At 36.5% G+C, this 15,828-nt stretch carries 14 protein-coding genes and 1 pseudogene; 9 read left to right on the top strand and 6 right to left on the bottom strand.

The annotated features are described in order from the left end of the window. Positions 1–12: 12 nt before the first annotated feature. Both OLM45_RS10600 and OLM45_RS10605 read right to left on the bottom strand, forming a co-directional pair. On the bottom strand, positions 13–681 hold the full coding sequence (locus OLM45_RS10600) for a hypothetical protein (RefSeq protein ID WP_264509986.1): 669 nt from the start codon (positions 679–681) through the stop codon (positions 13–15). A gap of 676 nt (positions 682–1,357) precedes the next feature. Beyond that, positions 1,358–2,020: pseudogene (locus OLM45_RS10605) on the bottom strand (magnesium chelatase domain-containing protein); the annotation flags it as partial. Positions 2,021–2,215: 195 nt separating this feature from the next. On the opposite strand from OLM45_RS10605, the gene OLM45_RS10610 reads away from it, so the two are divergent. Both OLM45_RS10610 and OLM45_RS10615 read left to right on the top strand, forming a co-directional pair. Beyond that, positions 2,216–2,695: a hypothetical protein gene (locus OLM45_RS10610; protein WP_264509988.1), complete on the top strand. Its 480-nt coding sequence runs from the start codon at positions 2,216–2,218 to the stop codon at positions 2,693–2,695. Further along, a complete protein-coding gene (locus tag OLM45_RS10615) occupies positions 2,685–2,885 on the top strand; it encodes a helix-turn-helix transcriptional regulator (RefSeq protein WP_129461063.1) in 201 nt (66 codons plus the stop codon). Before OLM45_RS10610 ends, OLM45_RS10615 begins: the two co-directional genes overlap by 11 nt. 40 nt (positions 2,886–2,925) lie before the next feature. Here the strand turns inward: OLM45_RS10615 and OLM45_RS10620 are convergent, their stop codons facing one another. From OLM45_RS10620 to pabB, 3 genes are read right to left on the bottom strand one after another with little or no spacing between them, the layout of a single operon-like run. Next, positions 2,926–4,926 carry a protein-disulfide reductase DsbD family protein gene (locus OLM45_RS10620; protein ID WP_264509990.1) on the bottom strand — a complete coding sequence of 667 codons (2,001 nt, stop codon included), beginning with the start codon at positions 4,924–4,926 and terminating at the stop codon, positions 2,926–2,928. Then, positions 4,923–6,230: a tRNA lysidine(34) synthetase TilS gene (gene tilS, locus OLM45_RS10625; RefSeq protein ID WP_264512969.1), complete on the bottom strand. Its 1,308-nt coding sequence runs from the start codon at positions 6,228–6,230 to the stop codon at positions 4,923–4,925. The genes OLM45_RS10620 and tilS overlap by 4 nt, the downstream gene beginning before the upstream one ends. A 16-nt stretch (positions 6,231–6,246) precedes the next feature. Then, positions 6,247–7,539 carry an aminodeoxychorismate synthase component I gene (gene pabB / locus OLM45_RS10630; protein ID WP_264509992.1) on the bottom strand — a complete coding sequence of 431 codons (1,293 nt, stop codon included), beginning with the start codon at positions 7,537–7,539 and terminating at the stop codon, positions 6,247–6,249. 186 nt (positions 7,540–7,725) lie between these two features. On the opposite strand from pabB, the gene OLM45_RS10635 reads away from it, so the two are divergent. The 6 genes from OLM45_RS10635 to OLM45_RS10660 all read left to right on the top strand — a co-directional run bounded on the left by OLM45_RS10635 (position 7,726) and on the right by OLM45_RS10660 (position 12,244). Further along, entirely contained in the window at positions 7,726–8,631 is a 906-nt protein-coding gene (locus tag OLM45_RS10635) for a DUF4349 domain-containing protein (protein WP_264509994.1), read from the top strand. 67 nt (positions 8,632–8,698) lie between these two features. Then, a complete protein-coding gene (locus OLM45_RS10640; protein WP_264509996.1) occupies positions 8,699–9,073 on the top strand; it encodes a DoxX family protein in 375 nt (124 codons plus the stop codon). Between the two features lie 2 nt (positions 9,074–9,075). Then, positions 9,076–9,954 carry a tetratricopeptide repeat protein gene (locus tag OLM45_RS10645; RefSeq protein ID WP_264509998.1) on the top strand — a complete coding sequence of 293 codons (879 nt, stop codon included), beginning with the start codon at positions 9,076–9,078 and terminating at the stop codon, positions 9,952–9,954. A 206-nt stretch (positions 9,955–10,160) separates the two neighbouring features. Then, positions 10,161–10,706, top strand: a complete 546-nt coding sequence (locus OLM45_RS10650) for a heme NO-binding domain-containing protein (protein WP_264510000.1) — start codon at positions 10,161–10,163, stop codon at positions 10,704–10,706. A gap of 19 nt (positions 10,707–10,725) precedes the next feature. Then, positions 10,726–11,847, top strand: coding sequence for an ATP-binding protein (locus OLM45_RS10655; RefSeq protein WP_264510001.1), 1,122 nt, complete (start codon positions 10,726–10,728; stop codon positions 11,845–11,847). A gap of 1 nt (position 11,848) precedes the next feature. After that, positions 11,849–12,244, top strand: a complete 396-nt coding sequence (locus tag OLM45_RS10660) for a response regulator (RefSeq protein WP_264510003.1) — start codon at positions 11,849–11,851, stop codon at positions 12,242–12,244. 163 nt (positions 12,245–12,407) lie between these two features. Here the strand turns inward: OLM45_RS10660 and lpdA are convergent, their stop codons facing one another. After that, positions 12,408–13,811, bottom strand: a complete 1,404-nt coding sequence (gene lpdA / locus OLM45_RS10665) for a dihydrolipoyl dehydrogenase (RefSeq protein WP_264510005.1) — start codon at positions 13,809–13,811, stop codon at positions 12,408–12,410. A gap of 393 nt (positions 13,812–14,204) precedes the next feature. On the opposite strand from lpdA, the gene pckA reads away from it, so the two are divergent. Beyond that, on the top strand, positions 14,205–15,824 hold the full coding sequence (gene pckA / locus OLM45_RS10670) for a phosphoenolpyruvate carboxykinase (ATP) (protein ID WP_264510007.1): 1,620 nt from the start codon (positions 14,205–14,207) through the stop codon (positions 15,822–15,824). Positions 15,825–15,828 lie beyond the last annotated feature (4 nt).

Here is a 15,828-nt window from a genome sequence, read left to right on the forward strand (position 1 = left end):
TTATTTTTCCATCTAACTACACTTAGATTTAATCATGTTTTCTAAAGTGTGATGTTTTGATAAAACAATTTTTCCATTTGAGATTGATATTTTTAGTATATATAATTTCAATTTATAGGAATCAATTGTTTCATTTAAGAGAATTCCTTTGAAAGTATTGGATTTTTCAAATTTTATTAAGTTACCTAATGTTAATTGATACTGATTATAGATTTCTTGAAATGAATATATTAAATCCAAAATTTCATAATAATCATTTGATTCAAAAAAACATTTAGAATAAATATTTTTTACTTTCTTAAATAAGTCAACTGAATTATCCATGTAAAATAAACCGAGAAACATTGGCACAACATTTATTGAGTTGAAAAAAGAATCAATTTCAAAAGTAAATTCACTTTCAATAATTCTTCCAATATTCAAATCTATCCAACACTCTGCATCAAGAAATATGGATTCATCATCACTTTGATGCTTTTGTCTGTAATCAAAATGTATCAAATCAGTATTATAGTAAATTTCATAAACTACCATATTATTTTCAAGTTCTGAATATAAAATCCATAGTTTGTTGTTAATGGTATCAATACCTTCACAAGAATTAATTATCGCAATAAAATCAATTTTTTCAATGTAGGTAAAAACCATTTCTGTTTCTTTTTGTGAATTTAATTTTCTCATGTTTTATAATTTTTCTGCAAAGGTAAAATCAAAAAAAAGTATCAACCAAGTTATTTGTAAAAAAAAATATATTTCGTTACGATATATATTAATTATTACGTTATATTATAATTATAATGTAATAAAATATAATGAATGCTGATAATAATGCAAAGTATTTAATAAATTTAATAACCTCATTACGTTACATCCAATTCGAGTTTAAATTATTGTATTTCAGTTATATATACGAATTTTTAATTGTTGTAATATGATAATAAAATAAAAAATATCCACATCAATTTATGATATGGATTTTGAATATTTAATTGAAAATTTTATCAAATTATCAATTTATATTGTCGAAAAAAAAATTTAATCTGTTATTGTAGATTTTTTAATTTTGAAATCTATTTCTTACAATTATTTGAACTAAAAATGTATTAATGATGAAATTTATACAGTTAATAGTTGAAAAAATGTGATTTATTGTTACGTATTTAAAAAGCTAAAAGGGATTAAATTGTAACCTTTTCTGTTTTAGTTAGGATTGGTTCAAAGTCTTTTATTGAAATTGATGCAAGTTTTACAAGTAATTTGCATATACAATTATAGTGACCAAAAACGATGTCAATTACATGAATTTTATTTGCAAAATTCTATTTAAATTTTATTATGTTGATAACTTCTAATCGTTACCTATTTTTATAATATTATGTCCGCCAGCTGCCGCAATTTCCATACACCGTTTGATAGACTCCTGCCCTTTCACATCGGCAAAATCAAATTCGGGAAAGTCTTGGGATTTAAAAAATTCGTCGCGGGTATTGACAACGGTAGGTTGCAATTCTAAATTTCCTGAAAAGAAGTCGATGACTTGCATCACATTTTCAATACCATAAACTGCTAAATCATCAACAATGGCAGCTTCTTGCGCATTTTGTAGCGGCAGCATAATACCCTTAAATCCCTCTTCACGGGCTTTGATGGCAATGGGTAAAGCACCGCGAATGGGTTGGAGACTTCCGTCTAAGGACAATTCGCCCATAATGATGTAGCGATCCAATTCATCGGCGGGCAATTGGCCACTGGCGACTAAAATTCCCAAGGCTAGAGTTAGATCGTAGGCCGAGCCTTCTTTCCGTAAATCGGCTGGCGCCATATTGATGGTAATTTTTTTAACGGGCAATTCATAGCCGTTATTTTTTAAGGCGGCAGCAATGCGGTAACTACTTTCTTTGATGGCATTGTCGGGCAATCCGACGAGATGGTAACCGACTCCTTTGTCGACATTGACTTCTACGGTAATCGTAGTGGCTTCCACGCCAAAGACGGCGCTTCCAAAAACTTTTACTAACATGGCTTATACGTTTTAAAGGCTTATAACTAAAGTGTAACGAAGGTAATTATTTTTTTAAAAAGATGAGCAATTCGGGGTTTTAAAAGAATATTCAAAATTCAAAAAGTCAATTATTTTTTACTAAATGTAAATATTATTTGTCTATATGTAAAACATACTTTACATTTGAAGTATTCTTTTTAATCACTTTTATATATGAAAACACAATTTTTATTTCCCCATTCGTGGAAAAAGGTAGGTTGGATTTTATTCCTTCCCGGTATTTTATTAGTAATAATGGGTTCATTCTTCAACGTTAGTATTGATAATTACTTACCTATAAAAGTCTTTGCCCTTTACAGTGATGAGATTTTAGGAAAATCCGGATGGTTTCAAATCATTACGAATGCCATTGCGGATGAATTACTTACGATTATGGTTATTGGTGGCGGTATCTTGGTCGGTTTTTCAAAAATGAAAAATGAAGATGAGATGATTTCCAATATTCGGTATGAAAGTTTGGTGTGGGCCACCTATCTCAATTATGGCATTATTTTATTTACGACACTTTTCATCTATGGAATTGCCTACATGAATGTCTTAATTCACAACCTTTTTACCTTACTTTTCTTTTTTATCTTGCGATTCCATTACCGCATTTACAAACTTTCAAAAGCGGGCGACGATGAAGAATAATTTGAAAATATTGCGTGCGATTAAAAACATCTCACAAGAAGAATTGGCAAAGCAAATAGAAGTCAGTCGCCAAACCATCAATGCCATGGAAAAGGGAAAGTATGTTCCTTCTACCGTTTTGGCGTTGAAATTAAGTCGCTATTTTGAAAAACCCGTGGAGGAAATTTTTGAATTGGAAGCAAACGATTAAAAAAAAATCCCAAGTGTTGTGCTTGGGATTTTTTTTTGTATTATTTAAAGTTTTTAAGTCCGGATTCTAACCATTCCTTATACTCTTTTACATCCGGTGTGTATCCAATCGGTTTGCTCAAATCCTTTCCGTCTGGAGTTTGCAACACATACAACGGTTGGGCATTGTTTTGATAGCGGGTAATTTGAAAATCACTCCATTTGTTACCGATGGTCACAATTTCTTTTCCTGTTGCTTTTGAAACATATTGTTCCGATTTCGGCAATTCGATTTTACGATCACATACTAATGAAATCAAGACAACCTTTTCTTTTAATGTAGGTAAAATGGCATTCGATGGCCACACATTCTCTTCCATTTTACGGCAATTCACACAAGCATCACCTGTAAAGTCAACAAAAACCGGTTTATTGACCGTTTTTGCATACGCCAAGCCTTTTTCATAATCATCAAAGGCAATGATTCCGTGTGGGCCTACATGCGCTCCTTCGGGTAAACTCGCAGTTGTTGCGGCATGACCTCCTCCTGATAGACCATTCGGACTCTCGCTGTAATGCATTGGCGGGGGAAATCCAGAGATTAATTTCAATGGTGCACCCCATAAACCTGGAATTAAATATAACGTAAATATGGAAACAAATAAGGCCATGAAAAGGCGTCCCACCGACAAATTTGTCACCGGACTATCGTGTGGTAAAGTAAGTTTTCCAAACAAATACACGGCCCAAGCACCAAAGATGATAATCCAAACGGCTAGGAATAATTCGCGTTCGAAATAATGTTTTTGCAATACTAAGTCGGCATTGGATAAGAATTTAAACGCCAAAGCCAATTCTAAGAATCCGAGTGACACTTTCACGGTATTCAACCATCCACCGGATTTTGGTAAGGTATTCATCCAGCTCGGGAATAAGGCGAATAACATGAACGGTAATGCCAAGGCTAATGAGAATCCGAACATCCCGATTAAAGGTGCAAATCCGCCTTTAGAGGCTGAGATCACAAGTAAGTTCCCGACAATCGGACCCGTACACGAAAACGAAACAATCGCTAAGGCTAAGGCCATAAATAAAATACCTACAAATCCACCACGATCGGCTTGACGGTCTACTTTATTAGCCCACGAATTGGGTAATACAATTTCAAAAGCTCCCAAAAACGATGCGGCAAAGAACACCAACAAGGCAAAAAAGACAAGATTAAACCAAACATTGGTTGACAATGAATTCAAGGCATCAGCGCCAAAAATAGCTGTCACAATCGAACCTAAAAGAATGTAAATGATGATAATTGAGGCACCGTAAAAAATAGCATTGCGTTTCCCTTGGGCTGGCGTCTTACTTTGTTTTGTAAAGAAACTTACGGTCATGGGCACCATGGGGAATACACAAGGCGTAAACAATGCGGCTAAACCTCCGAGAAATGACAAAAAGAAAATGGACCAAATGCTTTTATCCGCTTCTTTATCTTTAGATTGTTGTACTTCTGCAACCGCTTCCTTGACAATTTCTTGTGTGGAAGTTTTTGTGGTATCTATTGCAGTGGTTGTAGTATCTGGAGTTGAAGCCGTTTCTACAACGGTAGTCGTATTTAACTCTGGTAATGTGAATGTAAAAACTTTAGTGTCATTAATACACTGCTCTTTACACACCTGAAAATCCAAATTCATGGAGATGGATTTCAGCTTGGGGTTGGTAATTTTTACTTTTTGGGTGACAACTACCTTGTGCTCAAACAGGTATTCATCGACTCCAAAAATATCGCTGTAGACTTTTTTGTACGGACTTTCTTTGGCTTTGCCAAGTAATTCAAAATTTCCTTTTTGGTCTTTAAACGTGAGTACCATGGGCAAAGAACCACCATCGGGAGTGAATTGGGAATAGACGTGCCATCCTTCTTCGATAGTTCCTGTAACTATTAAATTGAATTCGGTTTCTGATAATTTCTCTGTTTTGGAAGTCCACTTTACCGGATTTTTTATTTGTCCAAAAGTGGTAAAAGAAAGTAATAAAGTTAGAATTGCGAGGCAATAAGTTCTCATTCTGAAAAAGTAATTTTGAGTTTAGTTTTTGTGTTGTTTGTTATTTTAAATCGGTCATCGGCACGTTTGCCAATCACCCATACAATTTTATTTCCTGAGCATAACAGCCATTGGCGTTCTTTGGCCGTTAAGCTGTATTTTTCATCTTTAAAGAATTTACTCAGTTTTTTTGAACCGTTCATACCAAAGGGATGAAACTGATCGCCTTCTTGCCAGGTTCGTAACGTTAATGGATAATCCAACAAATCTGCGTCGACAAAGATAGTATTTGCATCGTCAGAAGAAATGTCACTTGTGCTACAAAACTCCAATTTTATGGGAAAATTAACGCTTAGATTCGTTTTCTCGATGGTAAACACTTCTTGTCGAACTTCATGTCGGGCATATAAAATTAAATGTGTACGGTTTTTAAGTAAGACAAAGTCAGGGGCAAAAATCTGTTTTCCCGATTCGGCTTCCGGTAAATGATAGATATCGTCCCAAGCGGTAAATCCGTAACTTTTTAACCAATAATACAAAATAGCGCGCGGTGCTGGCATGGCATTCAATTGATATAAATCCAAATGAAATTCATTTCCATGTTGGCGCAAAGCTTTCTCCAGAAATTGAGCCACAGCCCAATCCGCTAAATTTTTGGTTTCTTGAAGATACAGTATTGTTTTTTGGAAATTGGCTAAAAAAGCCGGATTCATGTCTTTCAACACGGGTAATACTTCATGACGCAAGGCATTGCGTTGGTAATAATTCTCCGCATTGCTCGAATCTTCGCGCCAAGAAATTAAATATTCTGCAGCATAGTTTTCGATTTCTTTTCGAGAAAAAGGCAATAACGGACGAACCACGACACCGTTCTGTTGGGGAATTCCGGTGAGTCCGTCCCAACCCGTTCCGCGGGTCAAATTGATCAAAAATGTTTCTGCTACATCATCCGCTTGATGCGCAGTGAGTATGTAATCATAGCCTTCCCGAACGCGTAAGGTTTCAAACCAATCGTAACGCAATTGACGAGCTGTCATTTGAATCGACATGCCAATTTGTTCTGCAAATTCAGCCGTATTGAACCGATTTAAGTAAAAAGGAATCTTACGTTCTTGACAATAATCCCGAACAAAAATTTCGTCTTCATCACTTTCTAAACCACGAAGACTAAAATTACAATGGGCTACAGCGATGGACCAATCCAATTGTTGGCACAATTCCAACAATACCATACTGTCAATTCCGCCACTGACGGCAACAATCAGTTTTTTCGTTTGTAAAAACGGAAGTTGTTGGCTGATATGGTTTTGAAAAGCGTTGATCATATTCAAATATACGGAATTATTTGTCTCCCAACACCTGGCGCATGGCTTTTGCCTTTAATAGACATTCGGCATATTCATCGGCGGCTTTCGCTTTGGCCGTTACCGCGCTACCCACAGAAAACGAAAGGTAGTGATTTTGTGCGTTGTAAAGAATACTTCGAATGACCACATTAAAATCAAAATCGCCTTGAGGGGTAAAATAACCCACGGCGCCACTGTACAAACCTCTTCGTGTCACTTCCAATTCTTCTATGATTTGCATGGCCGAAATCTTGGGTGCGCCGGTCATACTGCCCATCGGAAAGGTTGTGCGAAGTAGTTCCACAGGTGGTATAGCCTCCGAAACTTCAGCAGTGATGGTAGAAATCATTTGGTGCACTTGCTTAAAGGAATACACCTGACACAATTCTTCCACCTGAACCGAATTGATTGATGCCGTTCGCGATAAGTCATTTCGAACCAAATCGACAATCATAATATTTTCCGATCGCTCTTTTTCATTGCGCGCTAATTCGATTTTCAACCGTTCATCTTCCTCCATATCCTCACTTCGCTTCGCCGTACCTTTAATGGGTTGAGAAATGACGGTACTTCCCTCCTTTCGCAAATACCGTTCGGGTGAAGCCGATAGCAAATAATGATGGTTGTTTTTAAAAAACGTGGCAAATGGCGGTTCAGATATCACATTCAATTGCTGAAAGACGGAAAGCGGATGAATTTCAGCGTTTTCAGCAAAAAATTCCATGCAAAAATTAGCTTCATAAATATCGCCGCGCTGAATGTGTGCCAACATTTTTTCAAAACGCTCGGCATATTCTTTTTCCGAGATGCGTTGTTGAATGGTTAATGCAGGTTTCGAACTGTATTCTGTTGGATGTATTTGCCTAATTTCAGCCCAATCGGATTCCATTTCGTCATCACAGCAATACAAATAGGCAACTGTCAGCACATTATCCTTACAATAGAATATTTTTTTGGGCTGAAAAAAAAACAAATCGGGAAATGCGAGTCCGTCCCCATTTTCGGAAACCAACTTTTCAGTGGCATTCTTTAAATCATAGGACAAATAGCCCACCATCCAATCTTTGGCCTGGGATTGGTACTGGTGTAAATCTTCAAATGCTTGGTAAAAATCGGTTTTTAACGACGTAAAAGCATCAACCGCTAAAAGCCAATCGAACGAACTGTGGTTTTGATGGTATTGGTTCGAATCTAAAAATACAACTTCACGAAACGATTGCGCCCATTGCAACAATTGGTTTTTGGCTTGTTTGGGATTTTCAAGAATTCGTTTTAGTTCTGTTCGCATAGGGTCAAAAATACATTCTTTTTTTGGGGTATAAAAGTGGGGTTTCGATTTTGGCACGGTTTTTAGAAGCAAGTTATTTATTCCATTCTAACCTTTAATTTTTTCTTACCAATTGAAATAAAAAACTACTCATTTACAATTAAGTATTCTTAATCACTTTTTATATCACTTTAAACATTTCAATGTATGAAAAAAAGAACCATTCCCTTAGTTGGGTTGTTCATTTGGTTGACAACCCTAAGTTGCAAACAGCATGAAAATGCAGTTAAACAAAAGCAAGAATCGGAAACCGCAGTGGCAACAGATTCTGTTTCTTCCAACACGTTGACCACAGCAGCGGCGGTCGAACCCAAAAACAGTACGCAAAAATTTGTCCGAACCGGCGACGTTCGCATTCGTGTAAAAGACGTTGTTCAATCTACTCAACGTATTGAAAATGCAGTAAGTTCGGCGGGCGGAATGATTACGCACACCAAAATGGAATCGGTTGTAGACGATCGAAAAGAAACGGTAATTAGTCAGGACAGCGTATTGGTTACCCAACAATACCATACGGAAAATGAAATGATTTTGAGAGTTCCCAATGCGCAATTGAACACCGTATTGCAGTCGATTTCAAAAGAAGTTGAATATGTTGACTACCGCACCATTGATGCTGAAAATGTGACGGCTCAATTTTTAGCCAACGAACTCGAACAACAGCGCAAAAAAGAAAGTTCGACCCGTTTACAAAAAGGAATTGACCAACGTTCCGCCAAATTAAACCAAGTCGTAGAAGCCGAAAATGCACGTGAAGTAAAAGCTTCAGAAAAGGACACTAAAATTATTGAAAACATACAACTTAACGACAAAGCAAGTTATGCAACACTAGCTTTAAAATTGTATCAAAACAGCGCGATTAAACAAGAACGCTTGGCCCGAATGGAAATCAGCGAGCGACTCCGACCTTCTTTCGGATTTCGGGCATGGCAAAATGTAAAAACCGGATGGTTTGCGCTGGAAAGTACCCTTTCGTTTTTGTTGTTGTTTTGGCCTGTCGGACTCTTGGGCGGACTGGGTTATATTGGTTACAAAAAACTAGCCCAGAAATAATCCTCAAACCATCGGAAGTTTCCGGTGGTTTTTTTTGTATTTTTGGATATAATAAAACCACAGCCCAATGAAAATCACTGGAATTGTTATTCGTATCCTACTTGGCGGACTCATGCTTTTTGCGTCGATTGCCTATTTTTTTGATTTGATAAAGGCGGAACCTCCTGTGGGTGCCATAGCTACAATGAATGCCGGTTTTGCAGCAACCGGTTATCTCTTTCCTTTAGTAAAAAGTATTGAATTAATTTGTGGATTGGCATTAGTTACCAACAAACTTCCTCGATTAATCCCTCTTGTATTATTCCCGATTTCTATTAATATTTTTTTAATTCACTTTTGTTTGGATCGGCAAAATTTAGCGATTGCATTTTTTGTTTTGGGAGCTAACTTATTTTTACTATTTCAGCAACGCGCACATTATCGCGAATTGTTCAAATTATAAGCATGAAGCATAGAATTGTCTTTTTCTTACTTTCGTTTTTTCAAGGTTTAGCAGCGCAAACAACGGAACCACTTGTTTTTGACAAACATTATGGCGATGTCATCAACCGCTGGGTTGCTTTTCCTTCCCTAAAAAACCAAGGAAGTATTATTGCCGGTTATGTTTATTTGGATGCGAAAGAAGGTGTATTTGTGCAATACCAACTCAGTTTTCATTTTGGCCCGGAAAACGAATTAATTGCTGATGGGATTGATAAAAACGAGTTGTTTCGATTGCGTTTGGGTAGAGCCTATAATTTTAAATTAGCCGCATTATCAAGTGAACATTGTGCCTTACTTAAAATTCCAAGTCACCCCGATGGAGCTGCATATTATCAATTTACTACCGAACAGCAAGAGTACCTCAGCGGGAAATACCTCAACGACGATAGGGAATTTGAACGGGCTCAAGTTTATTTAGAGCGATTGTACAGTCAACAACCCCATTACCCCGACTTGGAATTGCAATTGGCGTACTGTTATAACGGGCAACGTCGCTATGACCTTACCATTGCCCTTTTGCCAAAGGCGATGGAGAATAACCCCAACGAACCTCTATTTTATAAAGAATTGGCATTTGCCTTTTTGAATTCGGGAATGACAGCTATGGCTGAAAAAACGTACCAGCAATGCTTGAATAAAACCAATGACAAATCCTTGAAAAGCGAAATCGGTTCGAGCATGGCCTATTTCTTTTATCTTCAAAAAAAAGAAGACAAATTCAAGGAATGGAGTAAAATAATCACTGACAATGCTGAACCGGGTTCCCAATACCTCCTTTTACTACAACAATTACAGCAGAATTGGAACAATAGACCATTAAATGAAGTGCGAAAATTATAATTCGATTGAAAATAATATTTTCCCTCAATGGTTTTATTAATACTTGTTTATTTCAAATAATTCATTGTTAATCACATCTTTTATCTCATTTTTTTAACAAAAAAACTACAAAGTGTTTTATGAAAAATTAATTATTTAAGAAAAATCTCATTTTTATCTTGAATTGTAAGTTTTTATTTATTATTTTTAAGGAAAACAAAACACATATGCACGGCGTAGTCAATCAAGCAATCGAAGGGTTAATCCTAGAAAAATATGGCAATGAAGCTTGGGATGAAATCCGTATAGCTTCAGATTGTCAAGACACTACTTTTTACAATAACCAAAATTATTCTGATAGTGTTACTTATGCATTAGCTATTAATGCTTCCAAAATATTAAATATCGAACTTAATGACTTGTTATTTGAATTTGGGAAATATTGGGTATTAACCATTGCTCAAGAAAAATACAGTGTATTACTGCGATCAGTTGGAAATAATTTAAATGAATTTTTGATACAATTACCTAATTTTCATAGTCGGGTAATGCTTTATTATCCTAACATTATTCCTCCTGAGTTTAAAGTTACAGCCATTGATGATCATAAAATTCATCTTTTTTATTACTCTAAACGCCCAGGTCTTCAACCTTTTGTTGCAGGAATTTTAGAAGGATTGAAGGTGTTTTTTGAATCAACATGTATAATAACACATATAGAATCTGGAAGCGAATCGGAATACCATAAGTCCCTTTTTGAAATTGTATTTTAATTGAAGCCCCTCTCTACCTATGCAAACACTAAGAAAATTATTCCCTTTTTATTTGCGATTGGATCGTTCCTTACAAATTATTGAACGAGGACCAAGTATGGATAAAATACTCCCAGAAGTCGGTAATTTTAAAGATCTCTTTCGGTTTCTACGGCCAAATTTTGAAATTGAATACACTTTTAATTCAATTGTTGATTTTAGTAACCAAGTATTCATTTTAGAATTAAAACTTCCAAACAATCCCATTCGGCTTAAAGGTCAATTCATTATTCATCATGAATTAGCTGACGAATTATTGTTTTGCGGTTCTCCATGGTTAATGTCCATGGAGGCTATGCAAGATTTTGATTTAGTAGTTACCGATTTTGCGCTACATGATTCAGCCATTGACACTATTTTGATGATGAATCAAAATCTGCTCACTTTGGAAGATAGCAATAAAATGATTGAAAACTTACGTCAAAAAAACGAGACTTTAGTTAAAACAAACGATCGTTTAGATTCCATAATATATGCCATTACACATGATTTTAGGGCACCACTGTTAGCCAGTATTGGATTACTTCAATTACCCGAATCAATGATTACAACCAACCTCCCAGACGTGCTTAACACATTAAAAAAACTGGACCGTACGATCATACATTTGAATGAATTGGCAAAAAATGATAAAGTCGAACTCAAAATAACAGAAATCGATATACAATCTATAATTCAAGAAATTTACTATAATTATCAAATTATTTATCAAAGTAAAATTCCCTTAACCCTTACCATAGAGTCAGAATACAAATTGTATTCCGATACTTTTAGAATACGTACCATTCTTAACAATTTAATTTCTAATGCCATTAAATATTCAAAACCTCAAGAAAATGCATACATAGCCATTAAAATTAGTGTAACAAAAGAAAATCTCATCATACATATCATAGACAATGGAGAGGGAATAGATGAACAAAATTTGAAAAACATTTTCAAACTCTTCTTTAGGGCTTCCGTAAAATCACAAGGAAGTGGTATTGGATTATATGTTATCAAAGAAATGGTAAGGTTTTTAAACGGCACAATTTCAGTTGAATCAATAAAAGGAGAAGGAACCACATTTACAGTATCAATACCTAACGCTAATCTATTATAACATGAAAAAAACAAATTTTATTATTATTGACGACGACGACATTTTTTTGAAACTAGGTAAAATGTATTTAGAATTAGGCAATTGTACTTCTTCAGTTACCTTATATAATGATGCTAGTGTAGCGCTAGATATCATCTCTGGAATGCTTGAACACATCGATAAAAAAATTGTAGTATTCCTCGATTTAAACATGCCCATTTTAAATGGTTTTGAATTCTTAGACAAAATTGAACTGCTCCCAAATTCAAAAAGTGAAAAATTATGCATCTATATCATGACTTCATCTATTAATTATGAAGACATTGAAAAAGCAAAAAAATATGAAATTGTCCGAAAATATTTAAACAAACCCATTACAAAAGAAATAGTTGACGGAATTTGTGCGAATGAAATTTAACCCCTATATGTTAATCCAGTCCTCTTTAATAGCCCTTATTTACAGATCAATAACTCGATAATAGCCTCCATAACATCCCATAAAAAAAGTCCTGCTATATCACAAGCAGGACTTTTTCTTTATTGGCAATATTCCCCTCAGTTACGAGATTTTACTCTAATTTTTAAACATGCAACGCGCGATTATCGGTTGCTGCTAATGCCGCTTCTTTTATTGCTTCTGCAAATGTAGGGTGCGCATGTGACATTCGCGTCAAATCTTCAGCTGAAGCACGGAATTCCATTGCTACTACAGCTTCCGCGATTAGGTCGGCACAACGGGCGCCTATCATGTGCATTCCTAAAATTTCATCCGTTTTCGCATCGGCCAATACTTTTACAAAACCATCAAGATCGGCACTTGCACGCGCTCTACCTAAGGCTTTGAACGGGAAACTTCCGGCTTTATAAGCAATTCCGGCTTCTTTCAATTGCTCTTCCGTTTTCCCTACACCCGCCACTTCTGGCCAAGTGTAAACAACTCCAGGAATTAAATTATAATCAATGTGCGGACGTTGTCCAGCCAAATATTCTGCTACCATTACGCCTTCTTCTTCCGCTTTATGGGCCAACATCGCACCACGTACTACATCACCAATCGCATAAATATTGGCAGCTGTGGTTTGCAAATGATCATTCACTTCCACTTGACCGCGCTCGGTAATTTTTACGCCAGCCGCTTCTGCATTCAATCCGTCGGTATACGGACGACGACCAACAGCTACCAAACAGTAATCGCCTTCTAACACCAATTCGTTGCCTTTGGCATCATCAGCTTTTACTGTAACGGCTTTCCCTTTGCGTGTCACTTCTTTTACTTTATGGGAAGTATAAAACTTCATGCCTTGTTTTTTCAAGACTTTAGTTAACTCCTTCGATAAACCAGCATCCATTCCGGGGATAATACGGTCTAAGTATTCTACAACAGAAACTTGTGCTCCTAAACGCAAGTATACTTGTCCTAATTCGATTCCGATTACACCACCACCGATAATTACCAAATGCTTGGGAACTTCGGTCATTTTTAAAGCTTCTGTAGAAGTAATAATGCGTTCTTTATCTACTGTAATAAAAGGCAATGAAGAAGGTTTTGAACCCGTTGCAATAATCGTATATTTTGACTCTACCACTTCATTCGTACCGTCATTCTTTGCCACATTGATATGCGTAGCGTCCACAAATGAACCTACACCTTCAAAAACGGTAATTTTATTTTTATCCATTAAGAACTTAATCCCTCCACAGGTTTGATCCACCACTTGTTGTTTGCGTTCAATCATTTTGGCGAGATTCACTTTTACCTTTCCACTTACTTCTATACCGTGGTCGGCAAAGTGTTGTAATTCTTCATAATGGTGCGAAGAAGCCAATAATGCTTTGGATGGAATACATCCTACATTCAAACAAGTTCCTCCTAATGTACTGTATTTTTCAATAATGGCGGTTTTAAAACCTAATTGGGCGCAACGGATCGCTGCCACATATCCTCCAGGGCCTGATCCAATCACGGTAACATCAAACTGACTCATATCGTTCTTATTTTGTTGTGTATTTTATTGATCGTGGCACAAAATTACAAATGTTTTTTGGGTTAGTGTTCAAGATTGGGAAATAATGTTTGTTAGAAATTAGGAGTTATGAATTATGTGTTATTTGCTGATGGGAATTAAAATTTAGGATTACATCAAAAGGTGGACAATTGAGTGTGAAGCATTTAGTCCAAAGCGATTATTCAATACCCAGAAAACGAAGCAACACTTTACTGCTACCCTTTATAAACCAAGCACTTACAAAGAAATCGTTTTCGTAGATTTTTGGAAATTATGATAAATATCAGGCTTTTTGGCGTGGGGTGTATCGAACTTTGAAGTAGTAAAATTGTTCAACGTATTAACGCAGCTTTCGCTTAAAAATTAAAGACCATGAAAAATATCAAATTAATCCAAGAGTTACATGAAATGGGAATTACCGGCTACCATGAAGTAGTGTATAATCCCAGTTATCAAGAATTATATGAGGCCGAACTTTCTCACCACTGCCGCGGATATGAAAAAGGAGCAGTTACTGAAAGTGGCGCAGTAGCCGTAAAAACAGGCATCTTCACCGGTCGTTCACCCAAAGACCGTTATATTGTCAAAGATGAAGTAACCAAAGACACCATTTGTTGGGATGGCAAAGTGAATTTCCCAACCACCCAACCCATTTGGAGTGAATTGAAAAAATTGGTCCTCAAACAACTGTCAACTTCACGTAAATTATACGTAGTCGATGCTTTTTGTGGCACCAATCCCGATACCCGTTTAAAAGTTCGATTCGTCATGGAAGTCGCATGGCAAGCGCATTTTGTAACCAATATGTTCATTCGCCCAACGCTTCATGAATTACAACATTTTGGCGAACCTGATTTTGTTGTATTAAATGGTTCAAAAACCACCAACCCGAATTGGGAAGAAATGGGGTTAAATTCCGAAAATTTTATTCTTTTCAATTTAACTGAAAAAATGCAAATTATTGGCGGCACATGGTACGGTGGTGAAATGAAAAAAGGCATGTTTGCCATGATGAATTATTACCTTCCCTTAAAAGGAATGGCTTCTATGCACTGTTCTGCCAATGTCGGAGAAGACGGCGATGTGGCCATTTTCTTTGGCCTTTCTGGTACGGGAAAAACCACTTTATCTGCCGACCCGAAACGCTATTTAATTGGGGATGATGAACACGGATGGGACGACCGTGGCGTGTTTAATTATGAAGGCGGATGTTATGCCAAAGTAATTGATTTAAGTGAAGAAAATGAACCTGACATTTGGCGTGCCATCAAACGAGATGCCTTATTGGAAAATGTTGTAGTCAATGAATATGGTGAAGTGGATTATTACGACCATAGCATCACAGAAAATTCTCGGGTTTCTTATCCCATTTATCACATCAATAAAATTGTATTGCCCTCAAAAGCGGGTCATGCCAAAAAAATCATTTACCTCAGTGCCGATGCCTTTGGAGTTTTGCCTCCTGTTTCCATCTTAGATGAAGACCAAGCCCAATACCATTTCTTGTGTGGGTACACATCAAAATTGGCCGGAACAGAACGCGGAATTACCGAACCCCAACCTTCTTTCTCTCCCGCTTTTGGCGAAGCGTTTTTAACTTTACACCCTACCATGTATTCTAAAACCTTGGTAGCGAAAATGAAAGAACACGGTGCCAAAGCCTATTTGGTAAATACCGGTTGGAACGGTACAGGTAAACGCATTTCATTGAAAAACACCCGTGCCATCATTGATGCAATAATCGATGGAAGCATTGACACGGTACCAACTACAAAAATTCCGTATCTTAACCTCACGATTCCAACCCAATTGAATCAGGTTGAAGATGCTATTTTGGATCCGAGAGCAACCTATGCTGAGGTTGCGAATTGGGAAGAGAAAGCCAAAAAATTAAGTGAATTGTATATTAAAAACTTTGCACAATATACCGATACTGTGGAAGGTGCGCGCCTTGTTGCCGCCGGACCACAGTTGGCACAAGTTGAAGTTTAAACCA

The organism is Flavobacterium sp. N1719 (genome assembly GCF_025947045.1).
Classification (GTDB): Bacteria; Bacteroidota; Bacteroidia; order Flavobacteriales; family Flavobacteriaceae; genus Flavobacterium; species Flavobacterium stagni.